This is a genomic window from Sinobaca qinghaiensis (assembly GCF_003610495.1).
Classification (GTDB): domain Bacteria; phylum Bacillota; class Bacilli; order Bacillales; family Marinococcaceae; genus Sinobaca; species Sinobaca qinghaiensis.
Genome location: NZ_RAPK01000011.1, coordinates 190,652 through 208,745 on the forward strand (window position 1 = coordinate 190,652; position 18,094 = coordinate 208,745).

The 18,094-nt window shown below is 39.6% G+C and carries 21 protein-coding genes and 1 pseudogene; 8 read left to right on the forward strand and 14 right to left on the reverse strand.

All coding sequences use genetic code 11. The features are described from left to right. Positions 1 to 72: 72 nt before the first annotated feature. Complete coding sequence (locus tag ATL39_RS14995) at positions 73 to 570, forward strand: RNA polymerase sigma factor (protein ID WP_211326999.1); 498 nt, start codon at positions 73 to 75, stop codon at positions 568 to 570. 4 nt (positions 571 to 574) lie between these two features. Next, a complete protein-coding gene (locus ATL39_RS15000; RefSeq protein ID WP_120194183.1) occupies positions 575 to 1,585 on the forward strand; it encodes an anti sigma factor C-terminal domain-containing protein in 1,011 nt (336 codons plus the stop codon). Between the two features lie 438 nt (positions 1,586 to 2,023). On the opposite strand, the gene ATL39_RS15005 is transcribed toward ATL39_RS15000, so the two are convergent. Next, positions 2,024 to 2,239 carry a helix-turn-helix domain-containing protein gene (locus ATL39_RS15005; RefSeq protein ID WP_120194184.1) on the reverse strand — a complete coding sequence of 72 codons (216 nt, stop codon included), beginning with the start codon at positions 2,237 to 2,239 and terminating at the stop codon, positions 2,024 to 2,026. 420 nt (positions 2,240 to 2,659) lie between these two features. On the opposite strand from ATL39_RS15005, the gene ATL39_RS15010 reads away from it, so the two are divergent. Together ATL39_RS15010 and ATL39_RS15015 are read left to right on the forward strand one after the other, a co-directional pair. Beyond that, positions 2,660 to 3,181 (forward strand): hypothetical protein, encoded by a 522-nt coding sequence (locus ATL39_RS15010; protein ID WP_120194185.1) that lies wholly within the window; start codon positions 2,660 to 2,662, stop codon positions 3,179 to 3,181. A 339-nt stretch (positions 3,182 to 3,520) separates the two neighbouring features. Continuing rightward, positions 3,521 to 4,087: a hypothetical protein gene (locus tag ATL39_RS15015; protein ID WP_120194186.1), complete on the forward strand. Its 567-nt coding sequence runs from the start codon at positions 3,521 to 3,523 to the stop codon at positions 4,085 to 4,087. Between the two features lie 200 nt (positions 4,088 to 4,287). Here ATL39_RS15015 and ATL39_RS15020 read toward each other — a convergent pair whose 3' ends face one another. The 6 genes from ATL39_RS15020 to ATL39_RS15045 all read right to left on the reverse strand — a co-directional run bounded on the left by ATL39_RS15020 (position 4,288) and on the right by ATL39_RS15045 (position 7,744). After that, positions 4,288 to 4,635 (reverse strand): hypothetical protein, encoded by a 348-nt coding sequence (locus tag ATL39_RS15020; protein WP_120194187.1) that lies wholly within the window; start codon positions 4,633 to 4,635, stop codon positions 4,288 to 4,290. A gap of 437 nt (positions 4,636 to 5,072) precedes the next feature. Beyond that, on the reverse strand, positions 5,073 to 5,423 hold the full coding sequence (locus ATL39_RS15025; protein WP_120194188.1) for a hypothetical protein: 351 nt from the start codon (positions 5,421 to 5,423) through the stop codon (positions 5,073 to 5,075). Positions 5,424 to 5,533: 110 nt separating this feature from the next. Further along, positions 5,534 to 5,929 carry a general stress protein gene (locus ATL39_RS15030; protein ID WP_120194189.1) on the reverse strand — a complete coding sequence of 132 codons (396 nt, stop codon included), beginning with the start codon at positions 5,927 to 5,929 and terminating at the stop codon, positions 5,534 to 5,536. A gap of 57 nt (positions 5,930 to 5,986) precedes the next feature. Then, positions 5,987 to 6,286: a hypothetical protein gene (locus ATL39_RS15035; protein WP_120194190.1), complete on the reverse strand. Its 300-nt coding sequence runs from the start codon at positions 6,284 to 6,286 to the stop codon at positions 5,987 to 5,989. Between the two features lie 271 nt (positions 6,287 to 6,557). Then, positions 6,558 to 6,836 carry a hypothetical protein gene (locus ATL39_RS15040; RefSeq protein WP_120194191.1) on the reverse strand — a complete coding sequence of 93 codons (279 nt, stop codon included), beginning with the start codon at positions 6,834 to 6,836 and terminating at the stop codon, positions 6,558 to 6,560. A 173-nt stretch (positions 6,837 to 7,009) separates the two neighbouring features. Continuing rightward, complete coding sequence (locus tag ATL39_RS15045; protein WP_120194192.1) at positions 7,010 to 7,744, reverse strand: Na-translocating system protein MpsC family protein; 735 nt, start codon at positions 7,742 to 7,744, stop codon at positions 7,010 to 7,012. A gap of 929 nt (positions 7,745 to 8,673) precedes the next feature. On the opposite strand from ATL39_RS15045, the gene ATL39_RS15050 reads away from it, so the two are divergent. After that, a complete protein-coding gene (locus ATL39_RS15050; RefSeq protein WP_120194193.1) occupies positions 8,674 to 9,045 on the forward strand; it encodes a hypothetical protein in 372 nt (123 codons plus the stop codon). Between the two features lie 138 nt (positions 9,046 to 9,183). Here the strand turns inward: ATL39_RS15050 and ATL39_RS15055 are convergent, their stop codons facing one another. The 3 genes from ATL39_RS15055 to ATL39_RS15065 all read right to left on the reverse strand — a co-directional run bounded on the left by ATL39_RS15055 (position 9,184) and on the right by ATL39_RS15065 (position 11,206). Then, positions 9,184 to 9,897 (reverse strand): Na-translocating system protein MpsC family protein, encoded by a 714-nt coding sequence (locus tag ATL39_RS15055; RefSeq protein ID WP_170146954.1) that lies wholly within the window; start codon positions 9,895 to 9,897, stop codon positions 9,184 to 9,186. A 209-nt stretch (positions 9,898 to 10,106) separates the two neighbouring features. Continuing rightward, the gene (locus ATL39_RS15060; RefSeq protein ID WP_170146955.1) at positions 10,107 to 10,304 is read right to left on the reverse strand and encodes a hypothetical protein; all 198 of its coding nucleotides are present in this window, start codon (positions 10,302 to 10,304) and stop codon (positions 10,107 to 10,109) included. A 776-nt stretch (positions 10,305 to 11,080) separates the two neighbouring features. Continuing rightward, positions 11,081 to 11,206, reverse strand: a complete 126-nt coding sequence (locus ATL39_RS15065; protein ID WP_425453034.1) for a cupin domain-containing protein — start codon at positions 11,204 to 11,206, stop codon at positions 11,081 to 11,083. 267 nt (positions 11,207 to 11,473) lie between these two features. On the opposite strand from ATL39_RS15065, the gene ATL39_RS15070 reads away from it, so the two are divergent. Both ATL39_RS15070 and ATL39_RS15075 read left to right on the forward strand, forming a co-directional pair. Beyond that, positions 11,474 to 12,919 (forward strand): NADP-dependent glyceraldehyde-3-phosphate dehydrogenase, encoded by a 1,446-nt coding sequence (locus tag ATL39_RS15070; RefSeq protein WP_120194196.1) that lies wholly within the window; start codon positions 11,474 to 11,476, stop codon positions 12,917 to 12,919. A 514-nt stretch (positions 12,920 to 13,433) separates the two neighbouring features. Beyond that, entirely contained in the window at positions 13,434 to 13,724 is a 291-nt protein-coding gene (locus ATL39_RS15075; protein WP_120194197.1) for a hypothetical protein, read from the forward strand. A 184-nt stretch (positions 13,725 to 13,908) separates the two neighbouring features. On the opposite strand, the gene ATL39_RS15080 is transcribed toward ATL39_RS15075, so the two are convergent. Next, positions 13,909 to 14,094, reverse strand: coding sequence for a hypothetical protein (locus ATL39_RS15080; protein WP_120194198.1), 186 nt, complete (start codon positions 14,092 to 14,094; stop codon positions 13,909 to 13,911). 172 nt (positions 14,095 to 14,266) lie between these two features. On the opposite strand from ATL39_RS15080, the pseudogene ATL39_RS17575 reads away from it, so the two are divergent. Next, positions 14,267 to 15,256, forward strand: a pseudogene (locus ATL39_RS17575) (LacI family DNA-binding transcriptional regulator). 384 nt (positions 15,257 to 15,640) lie between these two features. On the opposite strand, the gene paiA reads toward ATL39_RS17575, so the two are convergent. From paiA to fba, 3 genes are all read right to left on the reverse strand, one after another. Next, on the reverse strand, positions 15,641 to 16,159 hold the full coding sequence (paiA, locus tag ATL39_RS15100) for a spermidine/spermine N(1)-acetyltransferase (RefSeq protein WP_120194201.1): 519 nt from the start codon (positions 16,157 to 16,159) through the stop codon (positions 15,641 to 15,643). Between the two features lie 25 nt (positions 16,160 to 16,184). Next, entirely contained in the window at positions 16,185 to 16,637 is a 453-nt protein-coding gene (locus ATL39_RS15105) for a MarR family winged helix-turn-helix transcriptional regulator (protein ID WP_120194202.1), read from the reverse strand. A 538-nt stretch (positions 16,638 to 17,175) separates the two neighbouring features. Continuing rightward, a complete protein-coding gene (gene fba, locus ATL39_RS15110) occupies positions 17,176 to 18,030 on the reverse strand; it encodes a class II fructose-1,6-bisphosphate aldolase (RefSeq protein WP_120194203.1) in 855 nt (284 codons plus the stop codon). Between the last annotated feature and the right edge of the window lie 64 nt (positions 18,031 to 18,094).

Below are 18,094 nucleotides of genomic sequence, written 5' to 3' on the forward strand. Positions count from 1 at the left end.
GCCAAAAATATACGAAAAGGGTGTTAACTTTTTAGGTGGATGAAAGTCTTATACATGAAGGGAGGGGAATTTTTGCATGCACAGGAGGAATTTGTCCGGGCTTTACATAAAAAATCAGATATCATCTTTAAGTACTTAGTAAAAATAGGGGCCGCCCCAAAGGATGCAGAAGATATTGTTCAGGAGTCGTTATATAAATTAATGTTATACATTGATTCCATCGAGCCTGCGAAAGCTTACAGCTGGCTGTTCCGGGTAGCGATCAATCAATACTATGATGTGTGCCGCAGGCAGAAGAAGGAAATACAGACGTCTTTTGAACATCTGGAGTTTGTAGATGAATCCTTCCTGCCTGAAGACTTTGTTGCCCAAGGGGAAATGAGAAAAGAGATCCAGGTCACCCTTGACCAATTACCACCCCTTCAAAAGCAGCTGCTTTTACTCAAATACGAGATGGAATTAAGTTATGCAGATATGGCAGAACTGTTGAATTTAAATCCAGGAACGGTAAAAACCTATTTATTTCGAGCCAGGCAAACATTTAAAGAACGGTATAAAAAGGAGCAGTGAGACCATGGCAGACAAGAAAAATCCTAAAGAAAATGAATTAGACCAGCTGTTCGATCCAAATAATTCCGGTGATTCATTTTCAAAAATCATTGGAAAAGCTCGTAGAAGAAGCATCATTCGAAATATCCTCATCTCCATTTCTGTCTTGTTTTTCTTGATTATTTTGGTGGGTTTTTCTTGGCTTTCTATGATGAGATGGAGTGAAACCAACGCGATTCGTGATATCGAGTTATTCAACAGGATCACCAATCCAAACGTAGAGGAGTCCGGTAGCCAGCAGCAGGGCAATAGCTTTTTCGAAGGGATTCTGCGATTCAATCGATACAAGGAAGTCGAAGGGATTCCTGTGGATTGGAGTGAGGAGGTCATGACATACAGCCTGTTTGGCGGCGTCAGTGGATTCGCCGGCAGTCATTCCCCTGTTCAACTGCAAGAAGAAGGCGAAGATCAAGTAAACGTATATGACCGGGAAACCAAGCAACGAATGATGAGCTTTTATCACCCCAAGGTAGCGTATGATCAATTAGCTAATGGTGTAAAGGAGCTGGAAAACTATCCGGAAGACACCGCAGCGGAAGTAGCTTTATCCTTCGATCAGACCTACAGCCCTTCCGAGATTGAAGACGCGATGCCGGAAGCAATCAATGTGAAATGGTATTGGACCGATACGTACTCCGCTGCTGATATAGATCGTAAAAACGAAGGAATCGAAGAGCAGAACGGAAGTGGAGCTCCTGAACTGGCCACACAAATTTACGGATTTGATGCGTCCATGGAAACAGAAGGTTTTATTGATACGATTGAAACGGGATTACGTATCGAAAATGGGAAATATATTGGGGAATACGAACGGATTCATGACAATCTAACGGAAGAGGACTCCCCCCTAAAGGAAGAAAATGTAGAAGTCATTGGCGCAGTGGTTACGGGAAGCGTAGAGGATCTTCAACCGCTGGAAGACTCTACTATGATCCGCGCCTCTATATTGGGTGTTACCGCTAATCCGTATCAGTAACTAGAAAAAGAGATGCAACTTAAATATCAAAAAAGATATGTAAATAAGTGCTCCTCTTTTACTGATGATTAACATAATCCAATTTATTAGTACCTAATAAAAAGGAGAGTAGAGGCTATCGATGCACCTCTACTCTCTTTTTTATCTTCCTATTGGACTGGACGTTATCTTACTCATGATCCTCCCGCATTTCCTGTTTTTGGCCTTTATATGTATCTCTTAAAAACACCTCCACTTCGACGTAGTAGAGGCAACTAGAAATAGCGTTTCTTCGTCTAAGAGAACATTATCGTCACTTGACGCCGTCCTCCTCCCTAGAAGAAAAATTGGCTTCGCTTCATGTCTCCCGGCTTGCGAAATAGGAAAGGTGTCTTGATGGAGGCGGGAACTATCTTTTCATATTTCACTATCATTACTATCGCTTCACAAGCTATGGAGTTATATACGACGGTGAGAAGGTCCATAAATTAAATCTTCTATAGAGACCTTCAAGGCTTCAGAAAGTTTAGTTAAGAGTAAAAGACCTGGATTAGCGTTTTTGTTTTTTTCCAGTGTGCTCAAATAAGATACGGATATATTGGCTCTTTGAGCTAAGTCAGACAAAGATAACTGGTCTTTTTGACGATAAAACTTTATATTTTTGCCATTCATCATACCTTCCTTTCTTTATCAGGCATTAGCCTGATTCCATCCATGTTTTTCTATTATTCATCCTATTTTTTTAATTGGGCCTTTACGGGTATATATTCCATTCTCGTTCTTTCCTGCAAAAAAAGCCTGAACGCTTAAAATCTCCTCCCCTTCTTCTTATCATTTCTTAGATTCTTTATTCCTGTTGCTGTCATCATCAGCGCTCTGCATTGCCTTCCTCCAGGCAACAAAGCTTCAAAAAGAGGATCTATCTACGGATCTTATGCCTGTGTTTCTTATAAAACAGGAAAAAGGTTTTAGTTCCTTTCTAAACGGTAAAAGCATAAAAAACAGAAGAAAAGCTATAGATCTCACGGTCACCCATGTTTCTCTATATGGATGATGCCAACACTTATCTGCTAAATAACTAAAGGAGGAAATCAAATGACAATGAATCAAGAAAAGACACCAACCGATAAAAAGAAAAAAACAGCTCCGGTAGCTCTGCTATCTATTGCAGCTATAGGAGGGGGCGTTATGTGGCTGACAAAAAGGTCCCGTTCGAGTAGTACAAGCGATGGATCAGGATTAAAAGAAAAAGCAAAAGAAGCGAATAACCAGGTCGATAAAGAAGAACTCAAAAACCGTTCTAAAAGGGTCGGAACGCTTGTTAAAACCATCGCGACAAGCCTTCAGGAGATTTATGAAAAACAGGGAAAGGATCTCATGCAGCAGGCCCAACAGGTGAAAGAGCAAGCAGAACATGTCGCTTCAACGGCCAAAGAAGCCGGTGAGGAATTAAAAGAAGTCAAAGAAACCACCGTTCAAGAAACCAAAGAAGAAATACAGGGAGCCAAAGAGGATGTCCAGGGAGCTACAGAAGCTGCTCAAGAAGACCATTCATCTTCAACCAATAAGGATTCTTCAACTGCTACTTCTCGTCAGGCTGACGAGAAAAACGTATAGGAAAAGACCAGGAATAATGAGTTTAAGGTAGGTCGTCGAGAAAAGAACGTTCTTGACGACTTTTTATGGAAACTATATGAAAATAGACTCCTACTTACGAGAAAGGAAGAAAGACACTATTTATAAATTCTATAAATATAAAAGCTTTTGGATATGAAGTCCAAAAGCTCTTTTGTGGATACGTTTTCTGATCTGCATCTTTAACATAAATGATTGTTTATAAAAGGAGATTTTTCCTATACGATCAACCTTATATGTCCTCAACATGTAAATAAAGGGGGTTTTTGTTCCTGCGTCGAAATTATTATATATCAAGTAGTACACAGGAGGAGTGAAGGCGTGCTTTCTGAATCTGTTTTTATACGTATAGTATACGCCGAAAACAAGGACCCTTATTTGCATCTATTGATTTTTAGTAATACCGTCGCTCTGCTGAAAACGGCACTAAATGTAGCTCTTTTTCCCGGGTTTCAAAAAGGAGACGTATTTATCCTTGGAGAACAGGGCTTCCAGGTGTTTAATACTATTCTTTCTTACCTCGAAAACAAGCACGGCACGAAAACCATCACATTGGAATCTATCACCTATTATGTCAAAGCTACGTCTTTAGATACCATTAAGGATCTAGACAGAGACCACATAAACGATAGCGAACGAATAAACGTAGACACGTGCCTTATGTTATTAGACCAATGGACGGGCTCCCACGTCTCTTCTATGTTGAAACAACCAGACATTGATATTTGGATGTATTTAAGCGTTTTTCAACAGGAAAAGGCAAAAGAAAGCATTTTTTATTTACGGGACCATGGCTTTATTCTAATAACGTGGGTCCAGGCTGGAGACTGGGGTGGCACGTATATCAATATTGCGTCCACTAGTAAGCTGAAGGCATTTTACAAATAACATGTGAAGGAACAATATTTCACTAAACGATTAACATTTCCCCTTCTTTATTTTCATTCTTGGTTCCAACCCATGTATTTGTCGTTGAATAAAATACAATGACATATCTCTTTTGTACCTTTCCCTTCATATATATCCAGTCAATTAAAATATAATATCGGACGGAAGAGGTTATCTTTGTTTGCGATGAAAAGCTTTTTCTACAATACTTTATAAGGAGTAAGGGTTTTTGCCTCACTCAAATGACCTTTTGCGATAAAAAAAGCCTGATTATCGGTTTCTTTTTTGCTTATTTTGTGTAGAACAACGGTATACCTTATTTCTTCTATGATTAGTTCATAGGGATAATGTGTTTCAAGAGCGTCTTGAATCGCGAACATGATTTTTCCAGAAGTCTTTTTGCATGCTGAACATTCGCTAGAAGATTCTTTTTTCTCTTCGTCGTTTTCTTTTTTAGAAACAATAGAACGTTTGTAGCGCATAACAATCACCCAACATTTCGTTTTCCCATTTTCTAAAAACAATGCTGATTTGTACTTCGCAGCCATGTTTTCTCTCCTTTCTTTTGATAAGTCAGTCCCATCTCTCCTGAAATGTAAAAAACTAAACAAGGGACAGAGAGATCTTTTACCGACATGGTCACTAGCACGATTATTCAGCGATTCCCGCCGGTGGGGTTTATATAAAATAAAATCATACTGGTGAAAGCTTTTCCCTCATGAAAGAATACAATATCTTCTTTTTATCATTTTTTATCACGAATACAATTCATTAGCATGATGGTACCACGTACTATCAAAATGAGGATAATAAAAACTATGACCATATACGTTGTTAAACTGATCATGCTACTTCCCTTATCTTCCCATCGTGCCATTCTGCTTTTTTCAGATCATATATCAATCAATGGAACCAATACATTCTATTTGAGGAGGGATTTAAACACTCCAAACTAGATAAGAACTTCTTTTCTCCGAGAACCAACTTATAATCCTGTTACTCGCTTAGACAGATTATCCTGGTTAAAGAATCCCTTCTTCTTCCGTACATGATGTAGAGGATTTAAAAATAGGGAATGAGGAGGGACGATATTCGATTCTTTTGTTTTAATAAGCAACTGAAGTCGTTTTTGCACGACTGGTAGAAAGGAGACGGTTGTAATAATCCATTCCCTGAGGTGATAGGGGGAGATGGCCTCATAGAGTTCCTCTTCCCTCATAAAACAAACAAGCTGGTACCCTTGTTCCCGCCATGGTTTGAGATCACTTAATGTACCGACGATAATTTCCTGGTTCTGCCTGCGGCAAAGATATGCTACCAAAGGGGTAGTATTCATGTGGAACCTCCTTTTTTCAATCATACAGTCTGCATGTCTATTCGAAATTACGGGGGTCATTCAGAGTTCTTCTCTCTACCTAGATTTCCTATCCGGCGGTGCAGCTGGTTTTAGCCTCTGTCTTTGGCAGTATACGGGCTGTCCGCATGGATCAGTACCACTATATTTCCGCTGTCAATATCCTCGATATAAAGAAGCGCTTCTTCTTCTGAAAGGCCTAATCGGATCAATGTAGCTTTGGTGTGGCCTTCGGGTTCGATATCTTCCGACGCCCCAGAGAAAGATTCCTTTATGTTGTCCATAAAACGATGTTTTTCTTTGTTTGGCTGCTGATGATCTTCTACCTGAATATTCGTGTCTGTCTCTTCGGACAAAATGGTTCCCCGTGCTTTATCATTAAGAACGATAGACAGATTGCTGGGACGCATGCCCTGCTTTTTCAAATATTCAACGCTTTCTCTCGCTTCATGTGCGGTGTTGTACACCCCATGTAGTTTTGTTGCCATGGTATCGCACCTTCCTTTTTTTATCACCTACAAAAAATAAATCAGTTGAAACCAAATTTACAGGGTGACTTGAGTCCGTATTTTTCTTTTTCTTGATTTGGCATAATACGTGATCCATTCCATTTCTAACGGGGATCCTTTTTCTTCCTTTTTCATGTAGGTGATATTCATGTTATATACTTCTAACCGGTGATTTTCCAGGTGAAAAGATTCGCCGATCGTAACCCCTGTAAACGTTCCCTTTCCCAATTCATCGATTTGTTTAGAAGCCGCATCAGAAAAGAAAACAAAGATAAAATCATCATGGCTGTTATAGACGTAAATCAATTTAATCAGAACGCTATTCCACGCCATCATTGTATATCCCCTGGATGATGTTCTTGAGCTAACTGCTGTAATTTTGGTGTCGGGGTTAGCTGCATGTAACGAGGTTCCCCTGGCAGTACGTCAATTTCCGTAATAGTCTATAAAAAAAGCCACACCTGCCTTCGAAAGGCGGTGTGGCTTGGGCAACAAACGTTTTTGTTTGCTGACTATACCATAGGTTTATAGAACGACCGCGCCGTATGTTTTGCATCTATACAAATAATATTTCCTTATGAAAGAAAAGCTAATCATAAATCATTTTTTATTTTAGCTTAGCGCCTATGTTAGTGTGATTTACATAGATGAAGGCTTTTTCTAAGGTACAAGCATCTTTCTCCCATTCCTCTTGTAAAACGGAAGGATAAGAGAGGAACGTAATAATTATTTCCTGAGAACGATAAAGCTGGAGAGCCTGCACCAGCTTTTGCATATCTTTAAATGAACGGTCCATTACCTCTCCTGTGACAGCCTCAATTTCCTCTACTGTGCCCACTAATACTTCATTGTTTTGAACAACATGGACAAAAACGAAGGGTGTCATAGTTATTACTCCTTTTTATTATTCCATGAAAAAAGCCACATCTGCCCTGGGAAGGAGATGTGGCTTGGAAAACAAACGTCCTTGTTTGTTGTCAGAACCATATTTTATAGAACGGCCGAGCCGTTGTTTTCTTGATTCCTTTAGTTATATCTTACTTCACTTATAATATCAACCTAATTTTGGTTTTTTTCTTTTTTGTTTTCTTGCGGTTTTTCTAACCCAATCAGTAAATAGCCTTTGTCTTTCTGAAAGTGCCAGTCGACAAATGTTTCTTGAATTTTCTGCTGTAACAGGCTTTCCAGTACGTGCTTGGCAAATAAATTTTTTTCCAGCGGCCGCTTCACAATTTTTAACGTTTCCCCGTAGTTTTGTTCGATTAATGCATTTTCAATTTCAACAAAGATACCAATGCGTTCCACTAAAATCAATCGGGGACTTAGCCAAAATAGATTGGTTTCTACCGGTTCCTTCTGCACTTTTTTGCTGAGCGCAATAATCTCACGAAGAAACATGTTTTCGTTTAATTCTTGGGGCCAGGAAAACGTATCCAGCTGTTCCGGGGAAACATCAAGTGCAATCCACACCATCCCCGTACATTTCTTATTCTTCCGAAAATTCCAATCATAATACATGTCCAGCACCGTCTCGTCGGTTTCCTCTTCCACAATCTGCTGAATAACAGGGAGAATTTTAATCATCATCTGTTCGCGTAATTGTTCCAGCTGCAGCTGCTTGTCCTGATGCAGTAATACTTCTTCCATAGGAGCCAGAAACCCTTGTAAATGAATCGTTACAAAAGGGGGGGTAATCATTACGTAGATGCTTTCAGGACCTTTCCCAAACTGCGTTTGAAACATTTTTCCTAGTCGTTTTGCTGCCTGCTGTTCGTTTTTTTCGTTTATAGGCATCCAAGGCGTCTCCTTTCAAAAATGAGCCTTTATTATATTTACCTTTTTCTAAAAACCTCTAAACAAAAAATCACATGCCTGCCCCCCGGGGAAACAGACATGTGATCACTTCAATGAGAAGGAACCTTTGTTTGCCCCTTTCACTTTTAGTATATACCAACGAACTCTTTTCCTACACTAATCAAGAAGGAAGTTGAGCAAATTTTTATAGAACGTATAGAAAAATCTGTGATAAAGAATGTAGAATAACATTCTTAGTACTCCGCTGTCTTTTGTTAGGCAGAGACAAAAGTATACATACATAAAAAGACACCCTTATCATGCATCTATCAGATATAAAAAGCTAAAAAATAAGCCGAAAAAGGCCTATTCGCCTTTCTCGACTTATTAGTAAGCATTATTTCCTCTAATTACAGCCGGTCATATATGAAGTTAATGATGATTAGATCTATTTATCCAATCTTTATCTTTCTATCTTTGGTACCAACACATGGATGAGTGGGTGAATAGAAATAAAATGAAATCCCCCTTTTTATCCCCTCTGGCTTCATCAGCACTCACTTAGTTTGCAAAAAATTTTGAATTTAGTGTTTGTTATGAAAAATTCAGGGTATCATATTATTATCTCCATCCTCCCTTTAACAAGGCAAACATATTTTTGGGTATCGCTTTCCTTGTGGGAAAGCGATCTTTTTTTGGCTTGATTATCTTCCATTAACAGTACCCACTTTTTTGATAAATATAATAAACGCACTAGACAAATGAAAAGTTGTAAAATAGGTTATTTCGTTTTTATAAATGGAGATATAGAGCAATCATAGGTTTTAGAGAAAAACAAGACACGCCTTTTTCTCTTTGGCTGTCAAAAAAAAGACCACATAACGCTCGACAAGAAATACATAAAATAAACAAAAAAGAAGGGAAGCTTTATGACATTCGAAAAACGCCTAGCCGCCTTAGATAAAATACTAGATATTCGTCCACAAAATAAATCCAGAAAAAATAGCACAACGAACCGAAGCCGACTGGAAGTATTAGATCAATTAGAAGATGAACAGCAGGCCATCCTTCAAGAAATGGGAATCACTCTTTATCCCGACAATGAAGGGAGTCCTCTCATCGTAAACTTAGAGGACCAGTCTGTTCGGATGACAAAAGAAGAAAGAGGTGAAAAGGGAAAAGAAGTGATAAAAATTAGGGAGCAACAGGCTCGGATTATAAAAGAACTGGAACAATACCTTTGTCCAAAAATAGAAAAAGAAGAAGAAATCGACAAAGAACAGTGGCTGGAAGAAAAGTAAAACAACGTTTTGTACCTGAAAGAGCGGCACCTTCTTTCCTGTCTCTTCTATCTTCAAAAAGACACGTCGGAAATCGATCGGATCCCCGACGTGCGTTTGGTAATCTCTTCGTCATCTTCTCTCTTGGTACATAACCGGTCACATTTGCTTTCGATTTTGATGGGGAGGCTGCAACGCCAGCACCATCAAGCTCTTATCGCCCTGAAAATCCCAGTCCAGAAACGTATCGAGAATCGGCCGGTCCAGGAATGCCTCCAATCGAGCCTGGCTCACCATACGTCGTTCCATCGGACGCTTGACGCGCTGGAGCACTTCCGTGTAGCCTCCTTCAATCAGCTCTTTTTCAATCTGGACAAAAATGCCCGTCCGCTTAATCAAAATCAGGTGGTCGCTCAGCCAAAATGTTTCCGTCACAGCGGGTATTTTTTGGCCCCATTCGCTCATTTCTATGATCCTTTGCTCAAACGCCTGCTGATCCAAATGAGCTGGCCACAGGGGGCGTGCGTCCGACCGTTCGGCACGCAGGAGGCCGACCAGCACGCCTGTACGTTGATGAAGATTCCAATCAAAATACATTTCCTGCACACTTTCCCCCGTGATCTGCTCGATCTGTCGGCTTATTTCCGGCCGTAATCGCTCCATGAGAATATGCCGGGTTTCTTCCACCCGCTGGGTTTCCTTTTGTTGGACTAAAATTTCTTCCATTGGGGCTAAAAACCCCTGCACATGCATTAACAGGAAGGGCGGCTCCAGCGTGACATGCACAGACGTCGGTCCTTTTCCAAAATGGTCCCGCAGTACTCTCCCTATATAGGCGGCGATATCGGTCTGTTTGCTTATCGAATCGGTCATACCTTTTTCCTCCATTATAGACAACGAATTCATCCTTTCATTGCATGCCTTCATTTTTCCTATTACTCTACTAAAAATGGATATGAGGCAGGAATTTTTTCTCGCCACAGAGAGATTCTTTTGTCAAACGTTATAAGGAGTAGAGGCGCTTTGCGTCACTCAAGTGACCTTTTGCGATAAAAAACCCTGACCCTCCGTTTCTCTTTTACTTACCTTGTAACACCAACGGTATACCTTGTTTCTTCTAGAATTAATTCATAGGGGTGATATGTTTCAAGAGTGTCGTAAATCGCAAACAAAACTTTCCCAACCTTTCTTTTCCGATCGAAACGCCCGTTGGAAAAGCCCCCTTCATCTTTCTTTTTGTTTTTTTCTTTTTTGGAAACCATGGACCATCTGCATCGCATCGCATAACAATCACCCAACACTTCATTTTTCCATTTTCTAAACATAAGGCCGGCTTGTACTTCGCAGCCACCCGTTACCTCCTTTCTTGTTTTGTATAAGGCATAGCCACATAATATAGAACGTAAAAAAGCCGGCAGGAGACGGAGGGGTCTCTTGCCGGCGTATACACTAGCGCTAGTGTCCAGGTATCGCTGCCGGTGGGCAGCCATATGAAAGAAATAGTAGTAATCACTTTCCCTTTTTGAAGGAAGTTGAAACTTTCTTTCTATCGAAGTTATAGTCTTGGAACAGCGCCAACTTATGGTCGTTAAATAAGCCAGGTCTTCTAGTCGTGAAGATGCAAGGAAGGACCAGGCGACCTGTCTACCTCGACAAGAACCTATCTATCCCATCTAAAAAAATAAACTTTTTTGACACCATACTATAACCTATAATTACCCAACTATAGCTAACAGAATCAGAAATCAAACCTATTAAAGCAAGGACCATGCCCACTCTGAAAATAAAAACCGCTATTTTTTTTCCTGACATATCGATCCCCACCTAACCAACGTATAATAAAAAGGATACATGAATTCCCTTTAATTGGATAGATAGGTTTGTGTTTCCCAAATGGCTATCAAAAAAGAAAAGAATATGTGCTTTAATAAGCCTCTTCTTTTCCTCTTTGTTTGTAAAATCGTACTTTTAAGAACACTTTTATATTTAACTCTTTCCGATCGTTTTAAAAATCTTGTTGAATATTATTGTATTCTTTGTCTATCATTGGAGACAGCTATTCTGCATCTCCCTGTTGTACATTCGTGCTGATAGCTATATGCGTAAACCAGCTGTCCGGGGTCGTGCCGTGCCAGTGCTTTACCTTGGGAGCAATTTTGACAACGTCTCCTTCTTCTAGCATTCACACAATTGTGCTGAAAAGAAAAATCAATTTTTTTAACGATAACTTCGCTCGGTATTATTTACGACGATGATCCTTTTTTAACCTCCTTTTCGACATTCCATAAATGGAGCTCCCGTCATATATAGAACAGCATTTCACTATAAATTTGCAGTAGAATGCCCGTGTCTTTAATTAAAAAAACTTGCTTGAAAGAGCTTTCACATGATTTACTAAATAACATTAACCTTCGACAGGTTAAAAAAATTAACGGAGTGTGAACAGAATATGACAGTACGTCAAGCTGAGAACATGTTTTACACCTTACTTAACAACAAGTGGATGGGAAGCAGCAGTGGAGAAACTGTACCAATTTACTCTCCGGATGATAATGAAATCGTAGGGGAAGTTCCTTCTTTAAGCCAGGAGGAAGTCGGGAAGGCGATTCAACAAACGGCCGACATGCAGGAAACGTGGGAAGCCAAAGAAGGCCATGAACGTTCGGAGCTTCTTCACCGCTGGGCAGAAGAACTCGAAAAGATGACCGATGAGATCGGGGAAATGATTCATAAAGAAGTAGGCAAGACCTTTTCCGCAGGAAAAAGTGAAGTCAAGCGCACCGCCCAGCTGATCCGCCATACGGCCGAAGAAGGCCTGCGGACACACGGCAGCTTTATTCAGGGAGATGCCTTTCCCGGTGCTACGAAGCAGACAAAAGCGATGGTACAGAAAGTGCCTCACGGTGTCGTGCTGGCTATCTCGCCGTTTAACTACCCGGTGAATCTGGCAGCGTCCAAAATAGCACCGGCCCTGATTACAGGTAACACCGTGGTATTTAAGCCTGCAACACAGGGATCAATCAGCGGATTGTTAATGGTGGAAGCCCTTGTGAAAGCCGGTTTGCCGGAGGGCGTATTAAACGTCGTCACGGGAAGAGGTTCTGTGATTGGTGATTTTATCGTTACCCACCCTCTCATAGATATGATTACGTTTACCGGAGGAACTGCCACCGGAAAACATATTGCGAAAAAAGCATCGATGATTCCCGTCGTGCTTGAGCTTGGCGGAAAAGATCCCGCCATTGTACTGAAAGATGCCGATCTGGATAAAGCAGCCAAAGAAATAGTCAGCGGTGCGCTCAGCTATTCCGGACAGCGCTGCACGGCAATCAAGCGTGTTATGGTCGTGGACAGCGTTGCCGATGCGCTGATCGAAAAAGTAACAGACATCGTCTCCAGACTCAAAGTAGGCAGATCCAGCGAAGATGCTGATGTGACGCCGATGATCGATCAGAAATCAGCGGATTTTGTGACCAGCCTGATTCAGGATGCCCAGGAGAAAGGAGCAGCACTCGTTCTCGAAGGAAAGAGGGAAAAGAACCTTCTCGGCCCAACTCTTCTGGACCACGTCACCAAAGAGATGGATATCGCCTGGGAAGAACAGTTCGGCCCGGTGCTTCCCTTTATACGGGTAGAGAATGAAGCAGAAGCGATTGCGCTGGAAAAGCGGAACCAATACGGTCTGCAGGCCAGCGTCTTCACCAAAAATCTGGAGAACGCCTTCTCTATTTCAGACAAGCTGAATGTCGGCACGGTCCAGGTAAACGGCAAAACTTCACGCGGACCCGATCACTTCCCTTTCCTCGGCGTCAAGAATTCCGGACAGGGTGTCCAGGGAATCGGCAGAAGTATTGATTCGATGCTGCGCGATAAAGTGCTGGTGCTTAACCTTTAAATCGTTAAAAAGTTCCTATGGTTTTTTACTAATCGAAAGTTTTTAATAGAATTTTTCAGAATGTTGCATTTTATTTACTTTCTTTTTACCATCAGGAGCTGATCCATAAGGGTCAGCTTCTTTTCTATACTTGCAGATCTTGCGTTTTCATATAGGGAAATCTATTCTACCTCTAATACCAATCGTATCTCATTGATACGATTTTATTCCTTCACATATAAACATTCATTCCTCCTCCTTCCCTATAATTATTGAATGCTTAACATAATCACGGTTATGAGAAGCGGCTTGAATACAAAAAGGGAGAAAAGAGGCTGATCAAAGCACCTCTTCTGTCCCTTTTCATTTGTAAAATATACCTTTTTCTAACGCTATAGACTTCGAGAAGTTTAAGTAAAATGTTAAATGTTAAAATTATTTATATGAATGATTATAGCCACTTCAGTCATTTTCATGATGTTAAATTAGCGCATTATAGAAATGTTTATATAACTAGATAGGAGGCAAGAATTTTATGAAGCCAGTGGAATTGATATTAGGAGCAGTAACAGTACTATTATTCATCATTTCATTCATATCAGGTATCTCTCGACTATTTTTTTCGAATTTAACTTTCTTTTTTTCTTCAGGTTCGTTTTTAATTTCAGGAGGTTGCCTGCTTATACTATTAGCTTGGAATCGCAGGACACAAACGAAATCAAATAAACATACTAATTCTTCATTGGTCTCTAAAGCTATAGGATATGGATTAGGGGGAATTATAGTTGCTTATGGTGTTTTGATTGTATATAGGGACGTTCAATGACTTTTGAAAAAGGGAGAGAGGAGGCTGATCAAACCAACTCTTCTCTCTCTTTTTTCTAACTTTCTTTTTTTCTTCAAATTCGTTTTTAATTTCAGGAGGTTGCCTACTTATACTATTAGCTTGAAATCGCAGGACGCAAACGAAATTAAATAATCTTTTTGGTTATAAGCTTCTCAAGCCACCTTTACCGAGGAGCTGTTTTTTTCTTTTCTTTTTTATTGCTTAGTCTGGCCAGACGGAAAATTGTCACCACTATAATAAAAATTGCTAAAACGATCACCCACCATCTGCCATCATGGGAACCTATTTGCGTCACTAAAATCATGATACCTGCAATAAGAAACAGAATTTCATACAATTTGGATGACATATCGTCATCCCTCCTTTTTATAAGGCCCAGGGTCCGATAACGTTTACTGCGCTGCTTGTTCATATAAGTGTTGCGGGCTTCCACGTAGCTGGGCCCAGACTCGTCATATTGTTTTGATTAAGAAGAAGTAATGATACGGAAAGGATAGGAGGACTGAAGGATGGCTGTAACAATGAAGGATATTGCACGTGAAGCGGAAGTGTCTTCGGCTACTGTTTCTCATGTGATTAATGGTACCAAGAAAATTTCTGAACCTACACAAAATAAAATATTAGAACTTATAAAAAAGTATAACTATATTCCTAACTCCACCGCTAAAAACCTAAGAACCCAAAGCACAAAAACGGCTGCATTAATAGTATCCAGCCTTCCTGATACATTTATAACGGATATGGTCTATGGTGTGGAAGAACGGGCCAGAGAAGCCGGTTATAATTTATTGTTAGTTAATACCAATGAAGATGAAGAATACGAACAAAAAACAATTAACCTTCTTCATTCCAAGATGGTGGATGGCATTATTTTATCGCCAGCTGCTAAAAACCTATAGTATTTAAATAAATTTTCCTCTAATGATTTCCCTATTGTTTTAGTCAATCGTTATGCCAAAATTGTTCAACATATGCCCAGAGTAACGGGAGATAATATTCAAACTGGTTACGATGCTACCAAACATTTAATAGAGCACGGCCATAAACATATTGGTGTCATATACGGTGTATTCAATGTGTCTTCTACTAATGATCGGCTGGAAGGATACAAAACAGCCCTAAAGGAAAATAATATTTCTTTTCAAGAAAACTTTTTAGAACTTGGGCATGCAACTGTAGCTGGTGGCGCTACAGCCGTCGATAACCTGCTTAAAAGAGATCCAACTATTACTGCTTTATTTATACAAAATGACCTTATGACCATTGGTGTCATATCTCAACTAAAAAAATTAGGCATATCTATTCCAAATCAAATTGCTTTAATTGGATTTGGCGATTTTGCTTCCGCATCTATCATTGATCCTCCTATTACGACAATTGTACAGCCTTCCCAAAGACTTGGAATGTTGGCATTCGATACGTTAATGCAAAGAATTAATCATTCAGGATCCATAGAAAATCACTGTCTTTCCGCTTCACTTATACGAAGAAAATCTTGTGGTTGTCATTAGTTTTGACATTATGTAATTTCATTTTCTTATAAAGTAGAGAACTATTGACCCGTATTTTATCCTAGTATCAAAGAGAATAATTATAAACAAATTTAGCGAATGTAAAAAATCGTAAGGCAATACTTTTCAATTTATCCTTCAAAATAAAAAAGCCGTGAGCTGAATTTTTTCAGTTCACGGCTTTTTTAGATATAGGAACGATTGCTAGAGATTTTTTCGCCTCTTTTCCATCACTTCGGCGTTTCAGATAGGAAGACCCTCTATTTTAACCATACAAGCCGAAAATCACCAAAACTCCATTGAAATCCTAGTAGGCGGAAAAGTATTTTTAATTGCAAAAGGAGTTTGGTTATAAAAAGTTCAAACTCCGTCTTCCACTAAATTTTATGAAAGTACTTTGGTCATAATCAGGTCTACTTGTTCGTCATCTCCCATAAAAAAGGAATGAGAACCTGATTGGAGAAATCCTTTTTTCTGATAAAACGCAATGGCATTTTCATTTTCTTCCCAGACGCCCAGCCAGATTTTCTTTTTCTTTTGTTCCTGCGCAATTTCCATCGCTTTGTTCATTAGATGTTTTCCAAGACCGTGTTTCTGAAATTTCTTCTTCACGTAAATTCGTTCGACTTCGAGCGCTTCTTCGCCCATTGCTTCCGATTGAGCCTCGTCAGTATTGACCTTTAGGTAACCCGCGACCTCTTGACCTACATATACAAAAAAGAACTGCGAAGATCGATTGGCCAATTCGTGTTTTAATTGATTCAAGCTATAGGCTTTATCTAAATAAGCATTCAAATGTTCCGGTGAATTTTGTTCTTGAAAAGTCTCGATAAATGTTTCCACGCTGATTGTTTGCAAGGCTCGCGCATCTTCAAAAGTACACTTTAATATCGTTATCATCATTCGAACATGTCGCTCCTTTGGCTCATTAATAGTCTCGCTTGTGACCTTTTTTAACAGATTCCCAATCCTCCTCAATATTTTTTCGGATCCGCTCCAAAAGCTCGTAGGCAGTCGCCATTTCTTGTTCAGAAAAGCCCGTTAAGGCCACTTGATCGGAATATTCATTCTCTCTTTTGATGAAAGGATAGACCATTTTTCCCTTTTCTGTTGGAAACAGCTTTTTATTTTTTTTGCTGTGAGAATCTTCTTTCTTTTCAATAAAGCCGTTTATTTCTAGTTTTTGAATCGCACGGGTCGCCGTAGAGCGATCCACTTTGATCATTTCAACCACTTTTTCCTGAATGATTCCCGGGTTTTCACATATCCGCACCAAGTACAAATACTGTCCTTTCGTCAAGTTCAATTCTTTGAACTCGATGTTACTAATAGAATCTAAAGCGCGAGCTATCATACCGATTTCGCGTAAAATATCTTTCATAGTTGTCTCCTTGGTAATTATTTTTATTGCATATGCAACAAAAAAAGTCTATATACAATGTAAACTAAGTTTGTTGCAATTGCAACATATGATTAATAAAAATCTGAATCTAAAATGTACAAGGTTGTCTTCTAGAAGAAGAGCTTGGCCAATTTGATAATCTCGAAGGCATTTGTAAACACGTACTCGTTCATTCTAATGATCAAGCGGTCAAAACGGGAAGAGTTAAATATATAAGGAAGAGAGCAAAGTGAAATTTGTTTTCTACATCATTAGGATTTTACTAATACTTAATTTTTTCATGCCTCCTATTGAAAGGATATTGGACTGCATATCATTGAATTTAAACAAATCATTATATCAACTCGAAAAAGGAAGTGCTTTATAGGAAATAGATAATCAAAAACAGAAATTACAGTATCTCATTTCTCAAAAATAAGTGAAAAAACCAACACCCCAAACGTTAGATTTCACTCTAACATTTGGGGTGTGCTGTTAACCGTAATTTTAAATTATAATAATAAGAGAGTTTTTTATCTTATGCTTTTCCTGAGGTGCCGAATTCCCTGACTTTTTCTGTTACGGACTGTTTGACTGCTTCAATCGCTGGAAGAAGAACTAGACGCGGTTCATATACATTGGAATCTTCCATCAGCTTCTTCTTTACTGCTTTAGTCCAAGCTTGTATGTTTTCTGTGTTTACATTAATTTTGGCATGCCCCAGGGAAATCGCACGCTGAATTTGGTGAGCGGGAATGCCCGTCCCCCCGTGAAGGACCAAGGGCAGCTCCGTTTTCCGGGATATTGCTTCCATCTGCTCAAACCCGAGTTGGGGTTCTCCCTGGTAAGGTCCGTGTACAGATCCCAATGCTGCCGCCAAAGCATCAATTTCTGTCTCTTCTACTAAGCGGATACACTCTTCAACATCTGCGTATTTTATCCCGCCTACCAGGCCATCCTCCTGGCCTCCTACAGAGCCAACTTCCCCTTCCACTGAAATATTCCATTTACCAGCATAAGACACTACTTCTTTTGTCATGTTGATATTTTCTTCTATAGAATGATGCGAACCATCAATCATTACGGATGTAAATCCAGCATCTACCGCTTTCTTACAACGCTCTATGCTTTGTCCGTGATCAAGATGTAGAGCTACCGGTACAGTAATATTCAATTCTTCGTACAATGTACGAACCATTCCAGCCACATTTTTGAATCCCCCCAGAAAATCAACCATTCTATCGGATGCAGCGATGATCATTGGGGACTGTTCCTCTTGGGCCACTTCTAGAAAAGCAGGAATAAATTCAAGGTTATTAATGTTGTACTGTCCTACAGCATATCCTTCTTGTTTTGCCTTTTGAAGCATTTCTTTCATGGATACTAATGCCATATTTTTCACTTCCTTTTTGTTTATATGAACATCTTACCATTTTTTGATAAACTTTTGATAATAA